The sequence below is a fragment of the Enterobacter sp. RHBSTW-00593 genome, from assembly GCF_013784105.1.
In the GTDB taxonomy this organism is placed as follows: Bacteria; Pseudomonadota; Gammaproteobacteria; order Enterobacterales; family Enterobacteriaceae; genus Enterobacter; species Enterobacter ludwigii.
Genome location: NZ_CP056393.1, coordinates 2,102,596 through 2,125,054, shown reverse-complemented (window position 1 = coordinate 2,125,054; position 22,459 = coordinate 2,102,596). Strand labels below are relative to the sequence as shown.

At 56.7% G+C, this 22,459-nt stretch carries 22 protein-coding genes and 1 riboswitch; of the genes, 10 read left to right on the top strand and 12 right to left on the bottom strand.

What is annotated here, in order from left to right:
- Positions 1-49: 49 nt before the first annotated feature.
- The 3 genes from HV242_RS10065 to HV242_RS10055 all read right to left on the bottom strand — a co-directional run bounded on the left by HV242_RS10065 (position 50) and on the right by HV242_RS10055 (position 2,739).
- A complete protein-coding gene (locus HV242_RS10065) occupies positions 50-1,069 on the bottom strand; it encodes a Zn-dependent oxidoreductase (protein WP_050736716.1) in 1,020 nt (339 codons plus the stop codon).
- Positions 1,070-1,083: 14 nt separating this feature from the next.
- Positions 1,084-2,298, bottom strand: coding sequence for a starvation-sensing protein RspA (gene rspA / locus HV242_RS10060; RefSeq protein WP_020884262.1), 1,215 nt, complete (start codon positions 2,296-2,298; stop codon positions 1,084-1,086).
- Positions 2,299-2,412: 114 nt separating this feature from the next.
- Entirely contained in the window at positions 2,413-2,739 is a 327-nt protein-coding gene (locus tag HV242_RS10055) for a YnfA family protein (protein ID WP_025204305.1), read from the bottom strand.
- A 152-nt stretch (positions 2,740-2,891) separates the two neighbouring features.
- On the opposite strand from HV242_RS10055, the gene HV242_RS10050 reads away from it, so the two are divergent.
- Both HV242_RS10050 and speG read left to right on the top strand, forming a co-directional pair.
- Complete coding sequence (locus HV242_RS10050; protein WP_020884264.1) at positions 2,892-3,230, top strand: DUF1283 family protein; 339 nt, start codon at positions 2,892-2,894, stop codon at positions 3,228-3,230.
- Positions 3,230-3,790, top strand: coding sequence for a spermidine N1-acetyltransferase (speG, locus tag HV242_RS10045; RefSeq protein WP_020884265.1), 561 nt, complete (start codon positions 3,230-3,232; stop codon positions 3,788-3,790). Before HV242_RS10050 ends, speG begins: the two co-directional genes overlap by 1 nt.
- A 16-nt stretch (positions 3,791-3,806) precedes the next feature.
- On the opposite strand, the gene HV242_RS10040 is transcribed toward speG, so the two are convergent.
- Positions 3,807-4,553: a YnfC family lipoprotein gene (locus HV242_RS10040; RefSeq protein WP_032670404.1), complete on the bottom strand. Its 747-nt coding sequence runs from the start codon at positions 4,551-4,553 to the stop codon at positions 3,807-3,809.
- 386 nt (positions 4,554-4,939) lie between these two features.
- On the opposite strand from HV242_RS10040, the gene catA reads away from it, so the two are divergent.
- The 6 genes from catA (at position 4,940) to dmsD (ending at position 10,824) form a co-directional block, all read left to right on the top strand.
- Positions 4,940-5,638 (top strand): type A chloramphenicol O-acetyltransferase, encoded by a 699-nt coding sequence (catA, locus tag HV242_RS10035; protein WP_032681119.1) that lies wholly within the window; start codon positions 4,940-4,942, stop codon positions 5,636-5,638.
- Positions 5,639-5,805: 167 nt separating this feature from the next.
- Entirely contained in the window at positions 5,806-6,099 is a 294-nt protein-coding gene (locus HV242_RS10030; RefSeq protein ID WP_014169881.1) for a DUF1161 domain-containing protein, read from the top strand.
- A gap of 145 nt (positions 6,100-6,244) precedes the next feature.
- Complete coding sequence (ynfE, locus tag HV242_RS10025; protein WP_160890514.1) at positions 6,245-8,683, top strand: selenate/tellurate reductase subunit YnfE; 2,439 nt, start codon at positions 6,245-6,247, stop codon at positions 8,681-8,683.
- A 10-nt stretch (positions 8,684-8,693) separates the two neighbouring features.
- Positions 8,694-9,311: a DMSO/selenate family reductase complex B subunit gene (locus HV242_RS10020; protein ID WP_014169373.1), complete on the top strand. Its 618-nt coding sequence runs from the start codon at positions 8,694-8,696 to the stop codon at positions 9,309-9,311.
- 1 nt (position 9,312) lies between these two features.
- On the top strand, positions 9,313-10,167 hold the full coding sequence (locus HV242_RS10015; RefSeq protein WP_014169878.1) for a dimethyl sulfoxide reductase anchor subunit family protein: 855 nt from the start codon (positions 9,313-9,315) through the stop codon (positions 10,165-10,167).
- 42 nt (positions 10,168-10,209) lie between these two features.
- Positions 10,210-10,824, top strand: a complete 615-nt coding sequence (gene dmsD / locus HV242_RS10010) for a Tat proofreading chaperone DmsD (RefSeq protein ID WP_014169877.1) — start codon at positions 10,210-10,212, stop codon at positions 10,822-10,824.
- A gap of 18 nt (positions 10,825-10,842) precedes the next feature.
- Here the strand turns inward: dmsD and atzF are convergent, their stop codons facing one another.
- From atzF to HV242_RS09970, 8 genes are all read right to left on the bottom strand, one after another.
- Positions 10,843-12,642, bottom strand: coding sequence for an allophanate hydrolase (atzF, locus tag HV242_RS10005; RefSeq protein ID WP_050736714.1), 1,800 nt, complete (start codon positions 12,640-12,642; stop codon positions 10,843-10,845).
- Positions 12,639-16,241, bottom strand: coding sequence for an urea carboxylase (gene uca / locus HV242_RS10000; RefSeq protein ID WP_050736713.1), 3,603 nt, complete (start codon positions 16,239-16,241; stop codon positions 12,639-12,641). Before uca ends, atzF begins: the two co-directional genes overlap by 4 nt.
- Before the next feature lie 152 nt (positions 16,242-16,393).
- The gene (locus tag HV242_RS09995; RefSeq protein ID WP_050736712.1) at positions 16,394-17,026 is read right to left on the bottom strand and encodes an urea amidolyase associated protein UAAP2; all 633 of its coding nucleotides are present in this window, start codon (positions 17,024-17,026) and stop codon (positions 16,394-16,396) included.
- Between the two features lie 11 nt (positions 17,027-17,037).
- Positions 17,038-17,745 (bottom strand): urea amidolyase associated protein UAAP1, encoded by a 708-nt coding sequence (locus tag HV242_RS09990; protein ID WP_032682007.1) that lies wholly within the window; start codon positions 17,743-17,745, stop codon positions 17,038-17,040.
- Between the two features lie 13 nt (positions 17,746-17,758).
- Positions 17,759-18,535, bottom strand: coding sequence for an ABC transporter ATP-binding protein (locus tag HV242_RS09985; protein ID WP_032681126.1), 777 nt, complete (start codon positions 18,533-18,535; stop codon positions 17,759-17,761).
- Positions 18,532-19,347 (bottom strand): ABC transporter permease, encoded by an 816-nt coding sequence (locus tag HV242_RS09980; protein ID WP_032681128.1) that lies wholly within the window; start codon positions 19,345-19,347, stop codon positions 18,532-18,534. The genes HV242_RS09985 and HV242_RS09980 overlap by 4 nt, the downstream gene beginning before the upstream one ends.
- Positions 19,348-19,364: 17 nt before the next feature.
- Positions 19,365-20,423 carry a putative urea ABC transporter substrate-binding protein gene (locus tag HV242_RS09975; RefSeq protein ID WP_032681129.1) on the bottom strand — a complete coding sequence of 353 codons (1,059 nt, stop codon included), beginning with the start codon at positions 20,421-20,423 and terminating at the stop codon, positions 19,365-19,367.
- A gap of 57 nt (positions 20,424-20,480) precedes the next feature.
- Positions 20,481-20,579: riboswitch (guanidine-I (ykkC/yxkD leader) on the bottom strand.
- Between the two features lie 216 nt (positions 20,580-20,795).
- Entirely contained in the window at positions 20,796-21,248 is a 453-nt protein-coding gene (locus HV242_RS09970) for a MarR family winged helix-turn-helix transcriptional regulator (RefSeq protein ID WP_014169866.1), read from the bottom strand.
- A 71-nt stretch (positions 21,249-21,319) separates the two neighbouring features.
- On the opposite strand from HV242_RS09970, the gene HV242_RS09965 reads away from it, so the two are divergent.
- Together HV242_RS09965 and HV242_RS09960 are read left to right on the top strand one after the other, a co-directional pair.
- Entirely contained in the window at positions 21,320-21,610 is a 291-nt protein-coding gene (locus HV242_RS09965) for a DUF1330 domain-containing protein (protein WP_020884278.1), read from the top strand.
- A gap of 106 nt (positions 21,611-21,716) precedes the next feature.
- Complete coding sequence (locus HV242_RS09960) at positions 21,717-22,340, top strand: glutathione S-transferase family protein (RefSeq protein ID WP_014169864.1); 624 nt, start codon at positions 21,717-21,719, stop codon at positions 22,338-22,340.
- The last annotated feature ends 119 nt before the right edge of the window (positions 22,341-22,459 follow it).

Genomic DNA, 22,459 nt, shown 5'->3' with positions numbered 1-22,459 from the left:
TGCGTACCACTCAGAGCCTGTCTGCGCAGGCTCTTAACCGCGTGAATTATTATTGCCCGAACGTGAGTAAGACTTTGCAGCACTGCCGCTGATCTTTTTCAAACCGTTCGATGGCGTCTGTTACGTGGTGATAGTCAAAAGTGTGGGTAATCAGTTTGTCCGGGTCGATCAGCCCCTTTTCCAGCCAGTCGATGACGACGGGGAATTTGTTGGCATTCAGCCGTGATGAGAATATCGCCAGCTCTTTTCCGGTGATCCCCTGCTGAACAATCTGGCTTGGGTCGCTGGAAAACCCCATCAGCACGATGCGTGCCGCCGGAGAGGCAATGGTGATGGCTTCCTGTAAAATTGTCGGATGACAGGCTGCGTCAATAATAAGCGTCGGTTTGATCCCTTTTTCTTCCAGCGCCGCCTGTAACGACAGCTCTGCGTTGTTGAACACCCAGTCCGCGCCGCTGCGTTGCGCCATCGCCAGCCGTTCATCGATCCGATCGACAACGATAACCTGCTTCACCTTATAGACACCTTTCAATGCCTGGAGGGTGACAAGCCCCATGGGGCCTGCGCCGTAGATCAGGGCGATATCCTGCCCGGTGGGTTGTGCGTGGCCCGTCACGTTAGCGGCAATCGTGAACGGCTCGATCATTACCGCGTGTTTATCTGGAATAGCATCCGGAACAACCCAGGCATTTTTTGCCGGTACGACGGCATACTCACTAAAGCCTCCGTCGCGATGAACACCCAGCACCACCAGAGAGGTACAGACATTGGGTTTGCCCACGGAGCACGGATAGCAGTGTCCGCAGCTGATCACCGGGTCAACCGAGACGCGCTCGCCCACGCGGGCCGGGTCAACTCCCTCACCAACGGCATCAATCTCACCAAAAAATTCATGGCCAATCACGCGCGGGTATCGCGCAAACGGATTATGCCCGCGGTAAATATGGCTGTCTGAACCGCAAATACCGGCCAGTTTGACGTTGACGCGCACTTCACCTGCCGCGGGTTCCGGGAGTGGACGATCTTCAATCACCAGTGCATTGGGTTGTTGAATCACTACGCTTTTCATCGTTCGCTCCTCGTTTACCAGTTCCACAACGTGCCATCTTCGAGACGGGCAACCGGAAGGTAGGCAGGATCGTACGGGTATTTCGCCGCCAGTTTTTCGTCAAATTCAATACCCAGCCCGGGTTTGTCGCCCGGATGCATATAGCCATTATCAAAGCGCCAGCTGTGCGGGAAGACCTCCAGCATTTGTTCGGAGTAACCCATATATTCCTGTACACCAAAGTTTGGCACCCACAGGTCAAAATGCAGCGCGGCGGCGTGGCAAACAGGCGACAGATCCGACGGTCCATGTGAGCCGGTACGCACCTGATAAAGCGAGGCGAAGTCCGCGATGCGCCGCATGCCGGTGATGCCGCCCGCGTGGGTAATGGTGGTGCGGATATAGTCGATAAGCTGCTCTTCAATAAGCTGCTTGCAGTCCCAGATGCTGTTAAACACTTCTCCAACCGCAATCGGCGTGACCGTGTGCTGACGGATCAGACGGAAGCAGGCCTGGTTTTCCGCAGGCGTAGGATCTTCCATCCAGAACATACGGAATGCTTCAATGCTCTTACCGAATCGCGCCGCCTCAATCGGGGTCAAACGGTGGTGCATGTCGTGCAAAAGATGCTCATTAAAGCCAAACTTACTGCGCACCGCATCGAACAGCTTCGGTGTGAAATCGAGGTATTTTTCAGTGGACCAGAGCTGCTCTTCCGGCCAGTCACCTTTAGTGGCGGGCTCGTAGGCCAGCCCTTTTCCTTTCGACATGCCATAGGTGGTTTTCATACCCGGCACGCCGCACTGAACGCGGATCGCCTTAAAGCCCATCTCTTTATGCCGGGCGTAATCTTCCAGCACGTCATCAATGGAGTGTCCGGTGGTATGACAATAGACCATCACCCCTTCCCGGGATGCGCCGCCCAGCAGCTGGTAGAGCGGCATATTGGCCGCTTTGGCTTTGATATCCCACAGTGCCATATCCACGGCGGAAATGGCCGACATGGTGACCGGACCACGACGCCAGTAGGCGCCTTTATAGAAGAACTGCCAGATATCCTCAATGCGGTGCGCATCACGGCCGATCAACTGCGGGCAAAGGTGATCTTTCAGATAAGAGGCCACCGAAAGTTCACGTCCGTTGAGGGTGGCATCACCCAGGCCGACGATGCCCTCGTCGGTGGTAATCTTAAGGGTGACAAAGTTACGCCCCGGGCAGGTAACAAAGACTTCAGCCCCGACAATCTTCATAATCCATTTCCTTACATCGCTCATTGTGATGCTGGAAACTTACTCTTCTGCACTACTACCATACAAGTATAATGATCATAAAATCAGCGAACGGTCACAAAAAAAATCGGGCGCTCAGGCGCGCCCCCATCCGGCAACAATAATCAACATGCCGCACAGTGCAACCAGCGCCCCGGCCCAGTCATACGCGCTGAGCTTCACACCATCCACCACGCGTAACCACAGCAGCGCGGTACAGACATAAACCCCGCCATAAGCGGCGTAGACGCGCCCGCTGGCCGCCGGGTGCAGCGTCAACAGCCAGACAAACAGGGCCAGCGCAATGCCCGCCGGGATCAGCAGGAAGACGGTTGCCCCCTTCTTCAGCCAGAGCCACGGAAGGAAGCAGCCGATGATTTCACACAGCGCGGTGGCAAAAAAAAGCAGAGTGGTTTTGAGCATATTTACAGTCATGTGATGATTTATTTAGACATCATACCTGATGATATCGTTTACTTTTCCATACCCGTGTCGCGGGTATGCCGTTATTTCTCTTTGGTGTAGAATCTGAACGGGATAACTTAATTATCTGCGCCCATTTAAAAGGAAACGCTATGACTACATTAAGCAAACGCCTTTGTCTGACAGCCCTGCTGGCGCTGTCATCGTTCGCCTTTGCCGCCTCTGCCACCGCCGAAACCAGCAAACTCATTATTGAGTCTGGCGACAGCGCGCAAAGCCGTCAGAACGCCGCCATGGACAAAGAACAATGGAATGACACCCGTAGCCTTCGTCAGAAGGTGAACAAACGTGTTGAAAAAGAGTGGGACAAAGAAGATGTCGCTTTCGACGCGCGCGATAAGTGTCAGCAAAGTGCCAACGTTAACGCCTACTGGGAGCCAAATACCCTGCGCTGCCTGGATCGTCGAACTGGCCGCACGGTAGCGCCATAATGTCAGTGCAGTGTGACGTTAAGCTCCGCCCGCTGGAGCGTGAAGACCTGCGCTTCGTCCACCAGCTCGACAATAACGCCAGCGTGATGCGCTACTGGTTCGAAGAGCCTTACGAGGCGTTTGTTGAGCTGTCGGATCTCTACGATAAGCACATTCACGATCAAAGCGAACGCCGTTTTGTCGTGGAGTGTGAAGGTGAAAAAGCCGGTCTGGTGGAACTGGTTGAGATCAACCACGTTCATCGTCGGGCAGAATTCCAGATTATCATTTCACCTGAGCATCAGGGGAAAGGTCTTGCCACGCGGGCGGCGAAGCTGGCGATGGATTACGGATTCAACGTCCTGAATCTCTACAAGCTTTATCTCATCGTGGATAAAGAGAACGAGAAAGCGATCCATATCTACCGCAAGCTGGGCTTTATGGTGGAAGGCGAACTGGTTCACGAGTTCTTTATCAACGGTGAATACCGCAACACCATTCGCATGTGCATCTTCCAGCATCAGCACCTGGCCGGACACAAACCGTCAGGCGCCAGCCTGCTGAAACCCACCGCGCAGTAACCTGCGCGGCTTTTTCTCAGTAGTATTCAATACTGTTCTTAATGGTGTACTTGCGCTCAACGGCGGGCTTCACGCTGTTGTCGGTGATCGTCAGATCGCAACTCACCGGATTATTGTGTCGATCGTAATCACAGCTTTGATTGACGTTGCCCAGCGGCTTGTCATTCAGCATGCTCACGGCGGAGTAATCCATTCTTTTGCGAAGGTCTTTAGACGGCGTCGACTGGACGGATAAATGCTGGTCCCCGGAGACGGTGGTTTTCCCCAGCGGATAGCCATCCGCATCATAGCGGTACTTCACTTCCATCTCTTTGCCGTGCGCCGCCACCACAAACCCGTTATCGTCGGTATCCCACGTTACGCCCGCCGACGGCAATTCGGCCAGCTGGCATTTCCCCTGCAGTTTCACTTTTCGCTGCTGGGTTTCCGCATCAAGGTAGTAATTAGCATCCAGTACCAGCGCCACGCCGGTATTGGCCTCGAGGTCGTGCAGTTCGAGGGTATCGAAACACCCTTCCGTCGACATCGTACCGGTTACCCGTTTGGAGACTTCACCTTTGTCGTTGAACAGTGTCTGGGTAAAGTCTTTTACCGGGCCGCGCAGAGGGTCAAAATCAAATTCATTGGAGAAGCTCGCCATCTCGGGCGTAAACGACAGCGGCGCGGAAGGGTTGTCGCACCCCACCAGTGTTGCTGCCAGTAGCGTTATCGCTGCGTAGTTCTTCACATCATTTACCGAATCAGGGAGAGTATTCCCGATCATATTAGCAAATACCGTTGTTCACACGATAGCAAAATGTCAGGCGAAAAGAGACGTACAATCAATGCATTAATCTCTCTTACCCTCTGCAAAACCTCGCCAGAACGAGAAGGCGCTGTGCCCGCCGTTGAACAGGAAACACACCTGCTTTGAGCGCATGACGGATATTCTGTGACATATTAACAACATGAAAACGCCGGCAGATTGCGCCATCTAACTTTATTCTTTGATATATTAAATGTTTAACATCCCCTTTCTTCCTCTATAAGGATGCGCTACCCTCACAAATGCGTTCGCGTCCAAAACCGCCTGGAATCTCTATGCTTTCTTTATTCATGAAAAAACGTAGGCAAAACGCTGATTTTTGATTGCTCATCAAAGGTTAAAAAATGAAAAAAACAATCCCTGAATATACGCCTGTTGACTTATCACGTTGGGCCAGAAAAGAACATTTCGAGGTATTTCAGTCCTTTGCTCAATCTACATTTAATCAAACTGTTCAAATAGACATCACCGCATTGCTCAAGGATATAAAAGAACTGGGCTGGAAATTTTATCCGACGATGATTTCCCTCCTTTCTAAAATCGTCAACAACCATTCGGAATTCCGTATGGCCATGAAGAACAATGAACTTGTCATATGGAATGAAATTCATCCAAGCTATACCATTTTCCATAATGAAACGGAGACCTTTTCTTCTTTATGGAGTCACTTCGATGGCAATATTGATCATTTCCAGAACGTTTATTCGGAAGATGTTGCTCGCTATGGTAATAGCCTTTCTTATTGGCCGAAGGAAGAGTCACGGGAAAATGTATTTTTCGTGTCGGCGATCCCCTGGTCAAGTTTTACCAGTTTTAATATCAACGTAGCCAATATGCAGAACTTTTTTGCCCCCATGTTCACTATGGGGAAATACGTCAATCAGGGTGGAAAAGTATTATTGCCCCTCGCCGTGCAGGTCCATCATTCCGTGTGCGATGGTTTCCATGTGGCAAGATTGTTCAATGAGTTACAGGCGATGTGTGATGACTTACGGCATCACTCCGGCGAACGACAGGTGCAGAGCAAAACGCACCGCGCTTAGCGTCGCGATGCCGGGCGGGTATAACCGCCCGCAGGACGTGTTGATGGAAATTGGGGAAAATGAGCGCAGGAAGCCTGTATAAGATTGTTCAGAAAGTTATCTCCAATAACAAAAGCTTACACGAACCCTGCTAAGCTTAACCGACACACAGAGAAAAGGAGCTACAGATGAAACGGTTACCCTGGATTACCGCCCTGCTGTTAATGAGCGCTTCTACAGCGGCTCTGGCTGCACCGGATTCCTGCGAGCGCGTAAAAAGCGACATTCAGCAGAAAATCATCAATAACGGCGTGCCCGAGTCCGGCTTTACGTTGAATATTGTGCCAAACGATCAGGCTGACCAGCCGGATGCACAGGTTGTCGGTCATTGTGCGAACGATACCTTTAAAATTCTCTATACCCGCACCGGTAGCGGTGCCGCATCAGGGATGCAGGATAATGGTCAGGGCGAACCTCAGTGATTTTAATCACTTTCTCGCGGCCAATTCCCTTTGACTTGATGAGGATTAATATTTAATACCTCCAAATAAGTAACATTCACCCCATCATTAGCCCGGTTGTAATCACGGGCGAAAATAATACGCAATTAAAATGATGGGGTGAGTTATGTCCGATGTCGATAATCACGGCGGGATCAGCCGTCGAACGTTGGTTAAATCCACTGCAATAGGCTCTCTGGCACTTGCCGCCGGGGGGATTTCACTGCCTTTTGGCCTCAAACGCGCCGCTGCCGCGGTACAAAACGCCGTAAAGCCCGCTGAAGACAAAGTGGTCTGGGGTGCCTGCTCGGTCAACTGCGGGAGCCGTTGTGCGCTGCGTCTTCACGTCCGTGATGAAGAAGTTTACTGGGTCGAAACGGATAACACCGGTGAGGATATTTATGGCAATCATCAGGTTCGCGCCTGCCTGCGCGGGCGTTCTATTCGCCGTCGGATCAATCACCCCGATCGTCTGAACTACCCCATGAAGCGCGTAGGGAAACGCGGTGAAGGCAAATTTGAGCGTATCTCATGGGATGAAGCCCTGGACACCCTTACCCGCAGCCTGAAAGATGTCGTCGAAAAATACGGCAACGAAGCGGTCTACATTAACTACTCCTCCGGCATTGTGGGCGGCAATATCACCCGCTCCTCCCCTTATGCTTCGCTGGTCGCGCGTCTGATGAACTGCTACGGCGGCTTTTTAAGCCACTATGGCACCTACAGCACCGCGCAAATAGCCTGTGCAATGCCCTACACCTACGGCAGCAACGACGGCAACAGCACCTCGGATATTGAAAACACGAAGCTGGTGGTGATGTTCGGCAATAACCCGGCAGAGACGCGAATGAGCGGCGGCGGGATAACCTATTATCTCGAGCAGGCCCGCGAGCGCTCTCACGCGCGCATGATCGTCATCGATCCGCGGTATACCGACACCGCCGCCGGGCGCGAAGACGAGTGGATCCCGATTCGCCCGGGGACGGACGCCGCGCTGGTCGCAGGTATCGCCTGGGTACTGATCGACGAAAACCTTGTCGATCAGCCGTTCCTCGACACGTACTGCGTCGGCTATGACGAAAAAACGCTGCCGGAAGGTGCGCCTGCTAACGGGCATTACAAAGCGTATATTCTCGGTCAGGGTGATGATGGCATCGCCAAAACGCCGGAATGGGCCTCGCGCATCACAGGCATACCGGCCGATCGCATCATCAAGCTTGCACGGGAAATTGGCAGTACCAAACCGGCCTACATCTGTCAGGGCTGGGGCCCACAGCGCCAGGCCAACGGCGAGCTGACCTCCCGCGCCATTGCCATGTTGCCGATTTTGACCGGAAACGTCGGTATCAACGGCGGTAACAGCGGCGCACGTGAATCGACCTACACGATCACCATTGAGCGTATGCCACTGCCGGATAACCCGGTGAAAACGCAAATCTCATGCTTTAGCTGGACCGACGCCATCGCGCGCGGACCCGAAATGACCGCCCTGCGCGACGGCGTGCGGGGAAAAGAGAAGCTGGATGTACCGATCAAATTCATCTGGAACTACGCCGGCAACACCATCATCAACCAGCATTCCGACATCAACAAAACCCACGATATTCTGCAGGACGAGAGTAAATGCGAAACCATCGTGGTGATCGACAACTTTATGACCTCGTCGGCGAAATATGCTGACATTCTGCTGCCCGATTTAATGACTGTTGAGCAGGAAGACATTATTCCTAACGATTATGCAGGCAACATAGGCTACCTGATTTTCCTTCAGCCCGTGACCGCACCGAAGTTTGAGCGCAAACCGATCTACTGGATCATGAGTGAAGTGGCGAAACGCCTCGGCCCGGATATTCATCAGCGATTTACCGAAGGACGTACCCAGGCGCAGTGGCTGCAGTATCTGTATGCCAAAATGCTCGACAAAGATCCGCAATTGCCGTCCTATGACGAACTGAAAGAGAGGGGTATTTATAAGCGTAAAGATCCGGCCGGGCACTTCGTGGCCTATAAAAAATTCCGCGATGATCCGCAGGCTCATCCGCTCAACACCCCCTCGGGCAAGATTGAAATTTACTCCAGCAAGCTGGCAGAGATTGCGGCTACCTGGGAGCTCGCCGACGACGAAACCATCAGCCCGCTGCCGGTCTACGCCTCGACCTTCGACGGCTGGGACGCCCCGGAACGTCATAAATTCCCGCTGCAGCTCTTCGGCTTCCACTTCAAAGCCCGCACCCACTCCAGCTACGGCAATGTCGACGTGCTGAAAGCCGCCTGCCGTCAGGAGGTCTGGCTTAACCCCGTGGACGCGGCGCAACGCGGCATCAAAAATGGCGATACGGTGCGCGTGTTTAACGATCGCGGCGAGGTGCGCATCGAAGCGAAAGTCACACCACGCATCATGCCCGGCGTGAGCGCGATGGGCCAGGGAGCCTGGCATGACGCCAATATGAACGGCGATCGTGTCGACCACGGTTCATGCATCAACACCCTGACCACGCACCGCCCGTCACCGCTGGCCAAAGGTAACCCGCAGCACACCAATCTGGTGCAGATCGAGAAGGCGTAAGGAGTAAGTGATGACCACTCAGTATGGATTTTTTATTGATTCCAGCCGCTGCACCGGGTGCAAAACCTGCGAGCTCGCCTGCAAGGATTACAAAGATTTAACCCCGGACGTCAGCTTCCGTCGTATTTACGAATACGCGGGCGGTGACTGGCAGGAAGACAACGGTGTCTGGCACCAGAACGTGTTTGCCTACTACCTGTCGATTGCCTGCAACCACTGCGAAGACCCGGCCTGCACCAAGGTCTGCCCGAGCGGGGCGATGCACAAGCGTGACGACGGGTTCGTGGTAGTGGATGAAGATGTCTGCATCGGCTGTCGCTACTGCCACATGGCCTGTCCGTACGGTGCCCCGCAGTACAACGCCGCCAAAGGGCATATGACCAAGTGCGACGGCTGCCACACCCGCGTGGCAGACGGCAAAAAGCCGATCTGCGTGGAGTCCTGCCCGCTGCGTGCGCTGGACTTCGGTCCTATCGACGAACTGCGTAAAAAACATGGTCAGCTGGCGGCCGTCGCGCCGCTGCCGTCCGCGCACTTCACGAAGCCAAGCATCGTGATTAAACCTAACGCCAACAGCCGCCCGACAGGGGATACCACCGGCTACCTGGCAAACCCGAAAGAGGTGTGAGATGGGAAGTGGATGGCATGAATGGCCGCTGGTGATCTTCACCGTCTTCGGACAGTGCGTCGCCGGGGCATTGATCGTTATGGGGCTCGTCTGGCTTACTGAAAAAGACGACGCGGTGAAAACACGCCTTGTCCGCAGTATGTTCTTTCTGTGGCTGGTGATGGGCATCGGATTTTTGGCGTCCGTGCTGCACCTTGGCTCCCCGCTCCGGGCCTTTAACTCGCTCAACCGCGTGGGTGCTTCGGCGCTCAGTAACGAAATTGCCGCGGGATCCGTTTTCTTTGCCGTGGGCGGTTTCTGGTGGCTGGTATCCGTTATCGGTAAAATGCCCCCGGCACTGGGTAAAATCTGGCTGGTCGTTAGCCAGATCCTGGGCGTTGTCTTTGTCTGGGCGATGACCCGGGTTTATCAAATTGATACCGTACCGACCTGGTACACGGGTTACACCACGCTGGCCTTTTTCCTGACGCTGGTATTGGGAGGGCCGCTGTTTGCAGCCCTGTTGCTGCGCGTGGCAAACACGACATATAAAAGCACATTCGCGGCCTCTGTCAGCGTGCTGGGACTCCTGGCCTGCGTGGCGGTCATCGTGCTGCAGAGCAATGACCTGGCGACAATCCACAGTTCCGTTCAACAGGCGAGTGCCCTGCTGCCTGACTATGGCGCACTGCAAATCTGGCGTATCGTACTGCTTGCCGCCGGACTCGGCTGCTGGTTGTGCCCGCTGATGCGTCGGCAGGAGCCTAAAACCCTCGCTCTTTTTGCAGGCGTGATACTGGTCGTCGTGGGTGAACTGATTGGCCGTGGTCTTTTCTATGGTCTGCACATGACCGCAGGTATGGCGATTGCGGGTTAACACAGTCGCGCGGGCTACTCCGCGCGAGCAAGGAAGGTACTCATGAAAGAAGTCTCACAGCGTGATTCGTTCGCGTTCAGCGCCCGGGTACTGGGCGCGCTGTTTTATTTTGCTCCGGATAGTGAGGAGACTGCGCCGCTGGTGCAGGCGCTCACCGCAGGCGACTGGATTCAGGACTGGCCGCTGGCGCCGGAAACGCTGCAGCCCGTTGCAGATGCGTTCAAAACGCCAGCAGATGAAGCATTGAAAGATGCCTGGCAACGTCTGTTTATTGGCCCTTACGCCCTGCCGTCACCGCCGTGGGGTTCCGTCTGGCTGGATCGGGAATCCGTGCTCTTCGGCGACTCCACCCTCGCGCTGCGCCAGTGGATGCGTGAAAACAACATTGCCTTCGAGATGAAGCAGAACGAACCGGAAGATCACATCGGTACCCTGCTGTTACTGGCCGCGTGGCTGGCAGAAAATGGCCGCGACGCTGAACGCGACCAGCTTCTGGCATGGCACCTGCTGCCGTGGAGTACCCGCTTTCTGTCCGTGTTTGTTGAAAACGCCGGGCACCCGTTCTACACCGCACTGGGCAAACTCGCACAGCTGACGCTCGCGGACTGGCAGGACACGTTAATTATTCCGGTCGCGGAAAAAACGCTGTACCGCTAACGCCAGCACCTGGCTTGCTCACCGTTTCCGGGCAAGCCAGGCTCTCCAGCCACCAAATTCGGTGATATCCCGTGCCCCCTCCAGGCCATACGCCTCGCAGATAAACCCGGTCAACCACCGTCCATCCTGCAGCTCGATTTTTCCCAGCCCCAGAGGTGCGGGGATCCCGGCGAGAAACGACCCCACTTCGCTGTGCGGTAGCTCCCAGACCTCGACCGCAATCCCGGCCCCCTGGTCTGCCACCCGAACCATTCCGGGACGTTTACCGTCCGCCAGCACATACAGACGGTAATGAGGTGCGCTGGTGGTCGCGTCTACAAGGCGTGCTCCGCGCTCACGTAACTGAACATTGAGCGCCAGACCGTCCATATGCGCACCGCAGACCACTATCCGCAGGCGGTCATGGGTTGCGGTGCAGGTCGGCGCGTCGTCCAGCATGGCACGATTGCCCGGTAATGTTAATTTTGTGTGACGTTGTAACGCATCGGCCAGACTGAGCAGATACTGATCGGTAAACGCGCGGCCAAACAGCGTGACGCCGGATGGCAGCCCATTGTTCATTTCACCGACCGGGACCGCTACGGCGGCATAGTCGAGCAGGTTCATAAAGTTGGTATAGATGCCCAGCGCCGAGTTGCTTTTAACCGGTTCATCGGCCAGCTCAGCCAGACTCACCGGGCGGGGATACGTCGGGATTAATACGCAATCCAGGTCGGCCATCATGGCATCGCACTCGGCTTTATACCGCTGGAGTTTGTACTGCGCGTCAAACGCCGCCACCGCAGTGGCTGCAGGCGCGTTTTGCAGGACATCACGGATAACCGGCAACACCGCGTCGGGCTGGCGTTCAATCAGCGCACCCGCGAGGTGATAACGCTCGGCAACCCACGGGCCGTCATAGAGCAGTTTCGCGGCCGCCAGAAACGGTGCAAAGTCGAGAGTCACGGGCACGCCACCCAGCGCGATAAGCCCCGTCTTCGCGCGGTGATACAGCGCCTCGCTTTCTGCACAGCCGAGAAACTCCAGCGTCTCCGGCACGCCAAAGCGAAAGCCCGCAGCAGGGACACCAAAAGCCTGCGGACCGTTCCACGCCGGGTTTGACCGGCTGTATTCGTCACGCGGATCCTGTCGCGCCGTGAGTGCCAGCAGCTGGCTGGCCTCTGCTGCCGTCGCGGTGAAAAACGTGACGCAGTCCAGCGTGCGGCAGGCAGGCACAACCCCTGCCGTGGAGATGAGACCTTTGGTTGCCTTGAGGCCGACCAGATTATTCAGCGAGGCCGGTACGCGCCCGCTGCCGGCCGTGTCCGTTCCCAGCGCGAAGCTCGCCAGACCCAGGGCGACCGCCAGCGACGACCCCGCGCTGGAGCCACCGGACGGGTAATCCGGATGAACGCTGTTACGACATGGGCCATACGGCGAGCGCGTACCGTTTAAGCCGGTTGCGAACTGATCGAGGTTAGTTTTCCCCAGAGGAATCGCCCCCAGCGCAATCAGCCGCGAAACTATCGTTGCATCCTGCTCTGCCCGATACGCAAATGCCGGACAGGCGGCGGTGGTGTCGATACCTGCCAGATCGATATTGTCTTTGATGGCAAAGGGCACGCCGAACAGCGGCAGTGTGTCCGGCGCTACGCCCTCCAGCGCGGCAAGGTACGGCTCCAGCTCTTCAGGGGTGAGCAGATAAATAAAAGCGTTAAATGACGGGTTCAGCGCCAGCGCGCGCTCGCGTAATGCCGTTATCACCTCACGCGGGGCGATCTGGCCTTCACGGTATGCCTCTGCCAGCACAGAGAGACGTAAATCATAAAGAGGCTTCATGCTGTTTTCTCCAGAACGACCACGCACTGGCCTGCCCGCACCGACGACCCCGGCTGGACACGGACCTGACTGACCACGCCGTCCTGAGTGGCAACTAACGGGATCTCCATTTTCATCGACTCCAGCACCACCAGCACATCACCTTCGCGCACGGTGTTGCCGACCTCAACGTTCACCTGCCACAGGTTGCCGGCAACCGGGCTTTCAACACCGGATTCTCCCGACCGTAACGGCGCGTCGTCACCGTCATCCGTCGTTTCGTCGCTGCTGTCAAAATGCGCCTGCCCGCCCGCTATCCAGCGCTCACGCTCGGCATTAAACGCCGCCTGCTGATGCGCACGGAATGCCTCAATCTCAGGTGCTTCGTCAGCCAGAAACTGCTGATACTCCGCCAGTTTCAGCGTGGTGTGTTCAATACGCAGCGGATAACGCCCCAGCGGGAAATCCCGGCGGATGGTTTGCAACTCCCCGGCTGAGACCGGATAAAAACGAATTTGATCGAAGAAACGCAGCAGCCAGGGCTTGCCGCCGAAATCCTCTACCGTGCGATAGCGATTCCACATCTGCAGGGTTCGCCCTACAAACTGATACCCGCCCGGCCCTTCCATACCGTAGATGCAGAGGTATGCCCCACCAATGCCCACCGAGTTCTCCGCCGTCCAGGTACGCGCCGGATTGTATTTGGTGGTCACCAGACGGTGTCGCGGGTCGAGCGGCGTGGCCACCGGCGCGCCGAGGTAGACATCCCCCAGCCCCATCACCAGATAACGGGCGTCGAACACCGTTTTATACACTTCATCAATGTTAGCCAGATCGTTTATGCGACGGATAAACTCCAGGTTGCTCGGGCACCACGGCGCATCGCGGCGCACGGTGGTCATGTATTTGTCGATGGCTTTCTGACACGCCGGATCGTCCCAGGAAAGCGGCAGCCAGACGATGCGCGACGGCACGTCCAGCGAGTCCTGGTCACAAACGCCCTGCCACAGCCCGGCGATCACCTCCAGCAGGCTATCCAGGCGCAGCGTTTCCGGCTGATAATGAATTTGCAGGGAGCGGATCCCCGGCGTGAGATCGATAACGCCTTTCAGCGCCCGGTCCTCCAGCGCCTGCATCAGCGCGTGGCCGCGAAAACGCAGCACCAGACCCAGCTCTGGCTCGCCAATCTCCAGCAGCAGATGGGTATCACCCGACACTCTCGCCACCAGACGTTTATCGTCAGTCCCCTGCGTCAGCACAATCGGTGAGTCCAGACCGGCAGGTTGCCACATGACAGGTTGCGGGGTCAGGCTGGCGATTTGGCGCTCCTGCGCCTGCGCCAGCCGTCGCGCGGTGGCAATATCCACCGGCACAAAGCGAACGTAATCTCCCGCCTTCAGTTGCCCTACCGCGTGCAGATCGGCCTCGATGATGGTGACCGGACAGACAAACCCGCCCAGGCTTGGACCATCCGGGCCGAGGATCACCGGCATATCGCCGGTAAAATCCACCGCGCCGATGGCATACGGATTGTCATGAATGTTCGACGGATGCAGGCCCGCCTCGCCGCCGCTGTCGCGAACCCACTCCGGTTTCGGGCCAATCAGGCGTACCCCCGTCCGGCTGGAGTTGAAATGCACTTCCCATTCGGTGGCGAAAAACGTCGCGATGTAATCCGGCGTGAAATACTCCGGCGCACCGTGCGGGCCGTAAATCACCCGCAGTTCGCGCACCGCGTCCAGCCTCGTGTGCAGCGCCTGCGGCAGCGGCGCATCCGCAACCGGCTCGGTTAACGGAGCCAGGTGCAAAATGTCACCTGTGCGGAGCGCCCGTCCGGCGTGCCCCCCGAACTGCCCCAGCGTGAAGGTACTTTTACTGCCCAGATATTCCGGCACGTTAAACCCGCCGCGCAGGCAAAGATAGCTGCGCACGCCCGCACCGCGGATCTCTCCCATACGCAGCGTCATGCCCGCACGTACGCGAAAAACGTGATTATTGGCCAGCGGTTCACCGTCCAGCGTGAGCGCAATTTCAGCGCCCGTCACCACCAGCTGCGCATCGCAGTTGAATTTCAGCGTCGGGCCGCTGAGGGTGATCTCAAGCGCGGCGGCATCGTCTTTATTGCCCAGCAGACGGTTACCCAGACGCAGCGCCAGGCTGTCCATTGGCCCGGATGGCGGAACGCCAACCGCCCAGTAGCCTGTGCGTCCCGGGTAATCCTGCACCGTGGTCTGCGTACCGGCGCTGAGCACCTCCAGCGTGGACGCCTGGTACATCAGATGCTCAAGACAGCGGGTCCAGGGCTCACCTGCGGCAAACGGCGCGAAGGTCAGGATCTGCTGCAGATAACTGCGGTTGGTTTCAACGCCATAAAGACGGGTCTCCCCCAGCGCGGAATGCAGCACGCGGATGGCGGCTTCGCGTGTCGGCTGCCAGGCGATCATTTTGGCTAACATGGGGTCAAAAAACGGCGGGACTTCGCATCCGGCCTCAACCCAGCTGTCGATGCGCAGCGTAACGCGGTCATCGGGCGGGAAAGCCACGTCGGTGAGCAGTCCCGGTGAAGGCTGGAACTGGCGGCCCGGGTTCTCGGCATAGATCCTGGCCTGAATGGCATGCCCCTTCGGTTTCAGGGTGTCACGCAGTGTCGCCAGTGGCGGCAACGTTCCGGCGGCAAGTTCGATCATCCAGCGCACCAGATCCACGCCCCACACCTGTTCGGTCACGCCGTGCTCCACCTGCAAACGGGTATTCACCTCAAGGAAGTAAAAGCGGGCGGCGTCGCTGTCATAAACGAATTCAACGGTGCCCGCGCTGCGGTAGTTGACCGCTTTACCCAGCGTTATCGCCGCCTCGCACAGTGCCTGCGCCATGCCCGCCGGCAGGTTTGGCGCGGGCGTCTCCTCCAGCACTTTCTGGTTACGCCGCTGCACAGAGCAGTCGCGCACGCCGAGGGCAATCACCTCGCCCTTGCCGTCGCCAAACAGCTGTACTTCCAGATGACGCGCCCGCTCGATGTACTTTTCGATAAATACACCCGCGTCGCTGAAGTTATTTTTCCCCAGACGCACTACCGCATCGAACGCGTCACGCAGCGCTTCTGCGTCATAGCAGACGCGCATACCGATGCCGCCGCCTCCCGCCGTGCTTTTCAGCATCACCGGATATCCCACTTCGGCGGCAGCGTTGACGGCCTGGTTAACATCGGCCAGCAGGTCGGTGCCCTCCAGCATCGGAACCCCGTGCGTTTTCGCCAGCGCGCGAGCGGTATGCTTTAGCCCAAACAGACGCAGCTGTTCCGGCGTGGGGCCCACAAAGGCAATCCCCGCGGCGTCACACGCTTCGGCGAACGCGGCGTTTTCCGAGAGAAAACCGTAGCCCGGATGAATGGCCTGTGCGCCGCTGGCTTTCGCGGCGGCGATGATCTTCGTGCTATCCAGATAGGTGTTCGCCGCCGGGCCATCGCCCAGACTCAGCGCTTCATCGGCCTCGCGAATATGCAGGCTGCTAATATCCGCCTCGGAATAGACTGCCACACCACGGATTTTCATGGTGCGCAGGGTGCGTAAAATGCGGCAGGCTATCGCCCCGCGGTTCGCAATCAGGAGTGTCGTCAACATAGGTCAGACTCAATCGTGGCGGGTCGTCCCGCCGAAAATCGGCTCACCCATGGTCGTCCATGGGGGAAAAAGCGGTTACGGCAGAATGCGTCCGGCACGGACTTCAAACAGGCGGTACAGCGCCTGGCGCAGTCGCTGCCAGCGGGTGGGCGTCAGTTCCATACCAGCACCTCAGCAGGCGTTGGGTTCCAGCCGTTGCAGGGGTTATTCAGCTGTGGACAGTTGGAGATCAAGACAATGACGTTACACTCGGCGCGCAGGTCGACGTATTTCCCCGGCGCGGAGATACCATCTTCAAACGTCAGCCCGCCCTCTGGCGTCACCGGCACGTTCATAAAGAAATTGATGTTGGCCGTGATGTCGCGTTTTTGCAGACGCCCATCGTGCAGACAGGCGCAGAGGAAGTTATCGCGACAGCTGTGCATATGGCGTTTATCGAGGGCGTATCGCACGGTGTTGCTCTCCTGGGCGCAGGCCCCGCCGAGGGTATCGTGACGCCCGCAGTTATCGTCGATAATGGTCAGCAGGGGGTTACCGAGGCTGGAGTACAGGACGCTGCCACGCGTGAGATAGGCGTTGTTCTGACGGCGCAATGTGCGCTGCGCATCGTAACGTTCACGCGGGTTATCGGCATTGTAGAACAGCGTGTCGACCGCCTGGTTACCTTCCAGGTCGAGCAGGCGCAACGTCTGCCCTTGTTTCACCTCGAACAGGTACGGTTCACCTGCCGGGATCACGTGGCGAAATACCGCGTCTTGCACATGCTTTTCAGAGATCATGGTCATTTTACTGCTCCTTACAGGGCGAAAAGCCGGGTATTGGTCATGGCGCGTTCGTTTTCCAGGCGCGTCAGAAGCGCGTTAACGGCCCCCTCTTCATCCTCAGCCTGTCGCCAGCTCAGCGCGACCGGTCGTGGGGCATATTCCCGGGACGGATCCATCGGATGCTGCAGCGCGGTCATCACCACAAGCGTGTCCATGGGCGCGTACAGCTCCACGTAACTGCCCGGCTGCGAATAGCCGCCGTGTAAGGTGAACTGACCGCGGTCATCGACGGTGACTTTGCTGAAGAAGTTGACCACCATCAGCAGATCTTCGAGATTGAGATCCCACTTACCCATCTCCACCAGCAGGTTGTCCGTTCCGTTTCGGTAAAACCCGTTACGCAGTTCCTGATAGCGTCCCTGGCCATACTTTTCAGTCACCTCGGCGGCGTTCAGTACGCCGCCAAACGGGTCATGCCAGCCGCAGGTATCTGCGGTGATGCCTGCCAGCACGCGTCCCATGTCGGAGTAAAAGCAGTGTCCGGCGGTCAGACGCGCGGTGTGCTGGCCTTTCAGGGTGTCGGGCAGGTTCAGACGTTCACTTTTCTCGTGCGGATTCAGCATCAGCAGGCTGACGTTTGCTCCACCTTCAATGTCGGTCATACGCAGGATCTGCCCGCGCTTAAGCACAAACGAGAGGTGACCGCCACCGGGCAGGATCTCTTCGCGTAACATGGTCATGGTATTCACGGTGTTAACCCCTTAATGCATAAACGTTATCGGGAGCCGTTCCACTCAGCGCGGAGAGCCGCGTCTCGTTGAGCGGAATGTCGTAGGTAATACGGGCGCCAAAGGCGTTGGGCGCCTGCGGGTCGAGGCGCACTTTGTCGAACACCAGTAAGCGGGTGCCGAGGTTAAAGCCTTCCGAAAGATCGTGGGTGACCATAAAGACGGTCATGCGGGTCTCCCCCCACAGCTGAAGCAACAAAGCGTGCATATCTTTACGAATACCCGGGTCCAGGGCGCCAAACGGCTCATCCAGCAGCAACACGCGCGGCTGCATAATGAAGGCCTGCGCAATGGCTAAACGTTGCTGCATACCGCCGGAAAGCTGGGCCGGGTATTTGTGCATCGCATGCCCGAGACCGACTTTTTCCAGCATCCCGGTGGCCCGCTCACGCGCCGCGCGTTTCTTTGCCCCAAACAGGCGCCCGAACAGCGGCGCTTGCGGCAGTTCGAGCCCTATGGTGACGTTATCCAGCACGCTGAGATGCGGGAAAACGGAGTAGCGCTGAAACACCACGCCCCGGCTGCTGTCCGGCTCGGCGCGCAACGGTTTACCGTCGAGCGTAATGGCCCCTCGGCTGGGCGCTTCCTGACCGAGCAGCAGGCGCAAAAACGTGGATTTTCCGCAGCCAGAGGCCCCCACCATTGAGCAGAACTCGCCCTCTTTCACCTGCAGATTGAGGCGCTCCAGCACCACGTGGTCGCCGTACTCCTGCCAGATATTGTTGATGGTGATAAAGCTCATGCTTTCCCTCCTTCCGCCCAGGGAAACCAGGTTTTATGTAACTGGCGCAGGGCCAGATCCATCAGCCAGGCCAGCAGCGTGATCCACAGGACGTACGGAATGATCACATCCATCGCCATATAGCGGCGCACGAGGAAAATGCGATAGCCCAGCCCGGCGGTTGAGGAGATGGCCTCTGCCGAAATGAGAAACAACCATGCCGACCCCAGCAGCAGACGCAGCGAGGTCAGCAGCCGCGATAACAGCTGCGGAAGTACCACGCGCAACACCAGCGTCCAGCTATTGGCACCCAGCGTCTGGGCTTTGATCAGAATCTCCGGTGGGATTTCGCACGCGCGATGCTCCAGATCGCGCGCCAGCATCGGCGTGATGCCGATGACAATCAGCATCACTTTCGACAGTTCATCCAGCCCGAAAACGATAAATAGCACCGGCAGGATCGCCAGCGGCGGGATCATCGACAGCACCGTCATCAGCGGCGAGAGCGACGCGCGCCACAGCGGGAAAACACCGGCGGTGACACCAACACAGAGGCCGATGATCGAGGCGATGACCAGCCCCGTCAGCAGACGGGCAAGGCTCACCAGCGTGTCCAACCAGAACAGATAGTCACCACTGCGTTTATCCGGGGTAAACGCCATGCGTGATAGCGCGTCCAGCATCTGCTGCAGGCCAGGCAGCAGCTTGTCCTGCGGGTTAGCCTCCAGCCTGACCGCAGAACCGAAAAAGTATGCGGCCAGCAGCAGGACGAAAGGCAGCATCACGAGCATCAGCCGCATGCCGGGCGTGGGATGGCGATTAATTTGTCGCATGGATGTTCCGTCCGTTATTACAGCGTGCCGGCAGCGGCCATTTTCACGAAGCTGTCGTCAAAGCGCAGCTTCACGTTGCTGGCATCGCCCTGGGTGACATTGCCCGGGAAGCGCATGCCGATGAAATCCGCGCTTTGCGCCCCATCGCCCAGCAGCCCTTTATCGAACGAAAACGTGGCTACGCGCTGCATGGTTTTCGCCAGCTCCGGCGACGTTAAAAAGGCAATATTGTCCTGCGGGGTATAGAACAGGTGGGTTGTTTTCAGCTGCGCCTGATAACCGGCCAGATCGGTACCGGAGGCGGCGGCCATTGCGTTGAGCACGGTGGCATCCTGCGCTTTCATCAGCCCCATCATCTCGTACCATGCGCCGGTTAATGCTTTGCCAAGCGCCGGGTTGTCTTTCAGGGTTTCGCTGTTGACCACCATCATGTCGATAAGCTCACCCGGTACCTGAGAGGAGCTGAACACTTCTGTTGTTTTTGGCGTGCCTTTGATGACCGACAGCTGCGGGTTCCAGGCTACCGCCGCCTGCACATTTGCCGTGCCAAAAGCGGAGACGATGTCCGCGTCAGACGTGTTTACCACGGTGACGTCTTTTTCGGCCAGGCCGGCTTTTTCCAGGCCGCGCACCAGCAGATAGTGGGAAACAGAGAGCTCAGGCAGGTAGACTTTCATCCCTTTCAGGTCGTTGAGCGTTTTGCCCTCGCCCTTCATCACCACGCCGTCGTTGCCTTCTGAATAGCTGCCAAGGATCAGCGCCGTGGTATCAACGCCGCCCGCGGCCGGTATGGTCAGCGCATCCATATTGGTCATGGTGCAGCCGTCAAACTGGCCCGCAGTGTACTGGTTGATGGATTCGATATAGTCGTTGAGCTGAACAACATTGATTTTGATGCCGTATTTATCGGCCCATTTATCGATGATTTTGCTACTGCTGAGGGTGCCCCAGGGCATCCAGCCGGCGTAGATGGTCCAGCAGACGTTGAACTCTTTCTTCACCGCAGCAAAGGTGGGGAGACTGACCAGCATCGCCAGGGAGAGTACCAGGGTGCGGAATAATGGCGTTTTCTTCATGCTTGACCTCTGAGTGGCACAAAATTAGGGGGCAGCGCGACACCTTCAGGTGCTGCTGTCTCCCGGGCTTTTGTCCCGCCGTGTAACCTCTCAGAGGTCGCCAGCTCTTGGACCAGCCATTCACCGCAGTGAACCGGAACCCTAGCCAGCTATTTTTCAAATTGTGGTGTGCTGCCCTTCAGTGTTAAGCGTTGCAAGGGATATGCCAGAATTTTTTATGTTAATTATTAAACTGTTAAGCCTGCCTGTGCAGGCTGTTTCACCGTTTTGGTGAGACACGGCGAGTTGAGTGCACCGTGCTGGTGCTCTTTGGGATGACGCGTGGTGCTGACGGCGTTGCCCACAGTACGTGTCTGCGACAGCAGGAAAGGCTCAAAATGATGTGCTGGTTTTTGCCAGGTCTTTCATCATCGTCGTCGTCAGGCTGAGCTGTTCACTTCCCATTTTACGTGACAATTCCTCTCTTGCGGACTGCCATACGGGGATCACGGATGTCAGAAGCGCCCACCCCTGCGCGGTCAGGCTAAGTTGTTTTCCACGGCGTCCGCGCCCCCCCGTTGATTCAATAACCCCACGGGACTCCATAATCCGTATGTTTCGGCTCAGTGTGGTTGCATCCACCCCGGCCTTTGATGCAAGCCCTGCCACCGTTTCATTTACGCCACCGCCGATCCCCACCAGCAGGCTGAACTGTTCTGCCGTCAATTCATAAGGTCTGAAGCAGGCGTTGTAATAACGCGTAATAGCCCGTGCGGTTGCACGTGCCTGATACGCCGGACAGGTCTCGGGGATGGTTTTTAGTAACGCCAGATCAACAGTGTTCATACTTTACGCTCGACAGATACGGTGAGATAAAATAGTGTATATACACTATTAACGCTATTCAAGGTATCATGATGCCCGCATTTATCCATATCAATTTACGTGTTATCGACCCTGCACGGCAGGCCAATCTTGCCCCTCGCTTCAGACTGGCACTTGAAGAGGCCGGCGGCAAAATTCTGCATTTTGGTCCTGTTGTTGAAGTCCTTGAAGGCGATGAAGAACCGCTACCCTTTGCTGGCATTTTTGAGTTCCCTTCACTGCAGCAGGCGCTGGCGTTTTACCATTCGGAAAAATATGCCCCGATCAAAGCTGAACGCCAGCTGGCACAGCAGGCAAAAATGTTCGTTGTCACCACTGACTAAGCGTTTCGTTTCCTTGCCTGCGATATCGTTTCCAGATTTCTCCACCCGTTCGCCAGAACCGGTGTAGAGTTTTTAAACACTGCATCTCTAAAAGGACACCGGCATCATGTTAAGCATCCTGGGCAAGACAACCTCGATCAACGTACGTAAAGTGCTCTGGACCTGCGAAGAAGCGGGTATCGAGTATCACCAGGAAGACTACGGCAGCGGTTTTGCCTCCACGCAAACCGCTGCCTTCCGCGCTCTGAATCCCAACGCCATGGTTCCCGTGCTGCTCGATGACGAGTTCGTCCTCTGGGAATCTAACGCAATCTGCCGTTATCTGGCACGTAAAGCCGGCCGTGAGGATCTCCTGCCAACGGAACCGCAGGCCTGCGCCAACGTCGAACGCTGGATGGACTGGCAGGCAAGCGAATTCAACAATGCCTGGCGGTATGTCTTTCCGGCACTGGGACGCAATAACCCGGACTATAACGACCCGGAGCGTATTGCCGCCGGAATTAAAGCGTGGAACCACTGCATCGCTATTCTGGAGGAGCAGTTGCAACGCACTGCAGCCTATACGGCGGGCGAGGTGTTTACCCTTGCAGACGTGGTACTTGGTCTTTCGGTGAACCGCTGGAAAATGACGCCATTTGATAAGCCTGATGTGCCGGCAATTAACGCCTGGTTCGAACGACTTAATCAGCGACCGGCATTTTTACGTCACGGGAATAACGGTATGGTGTAAGTTTTCAGCCCACACACATTCAGCAAGGATATTTTATTTAATTACAAAACCCTGAATGCCGTTATCAGGAATAATAATTAAGCAATATCCTGGACAGCCCCTTGCACCGCTTTGCTAGC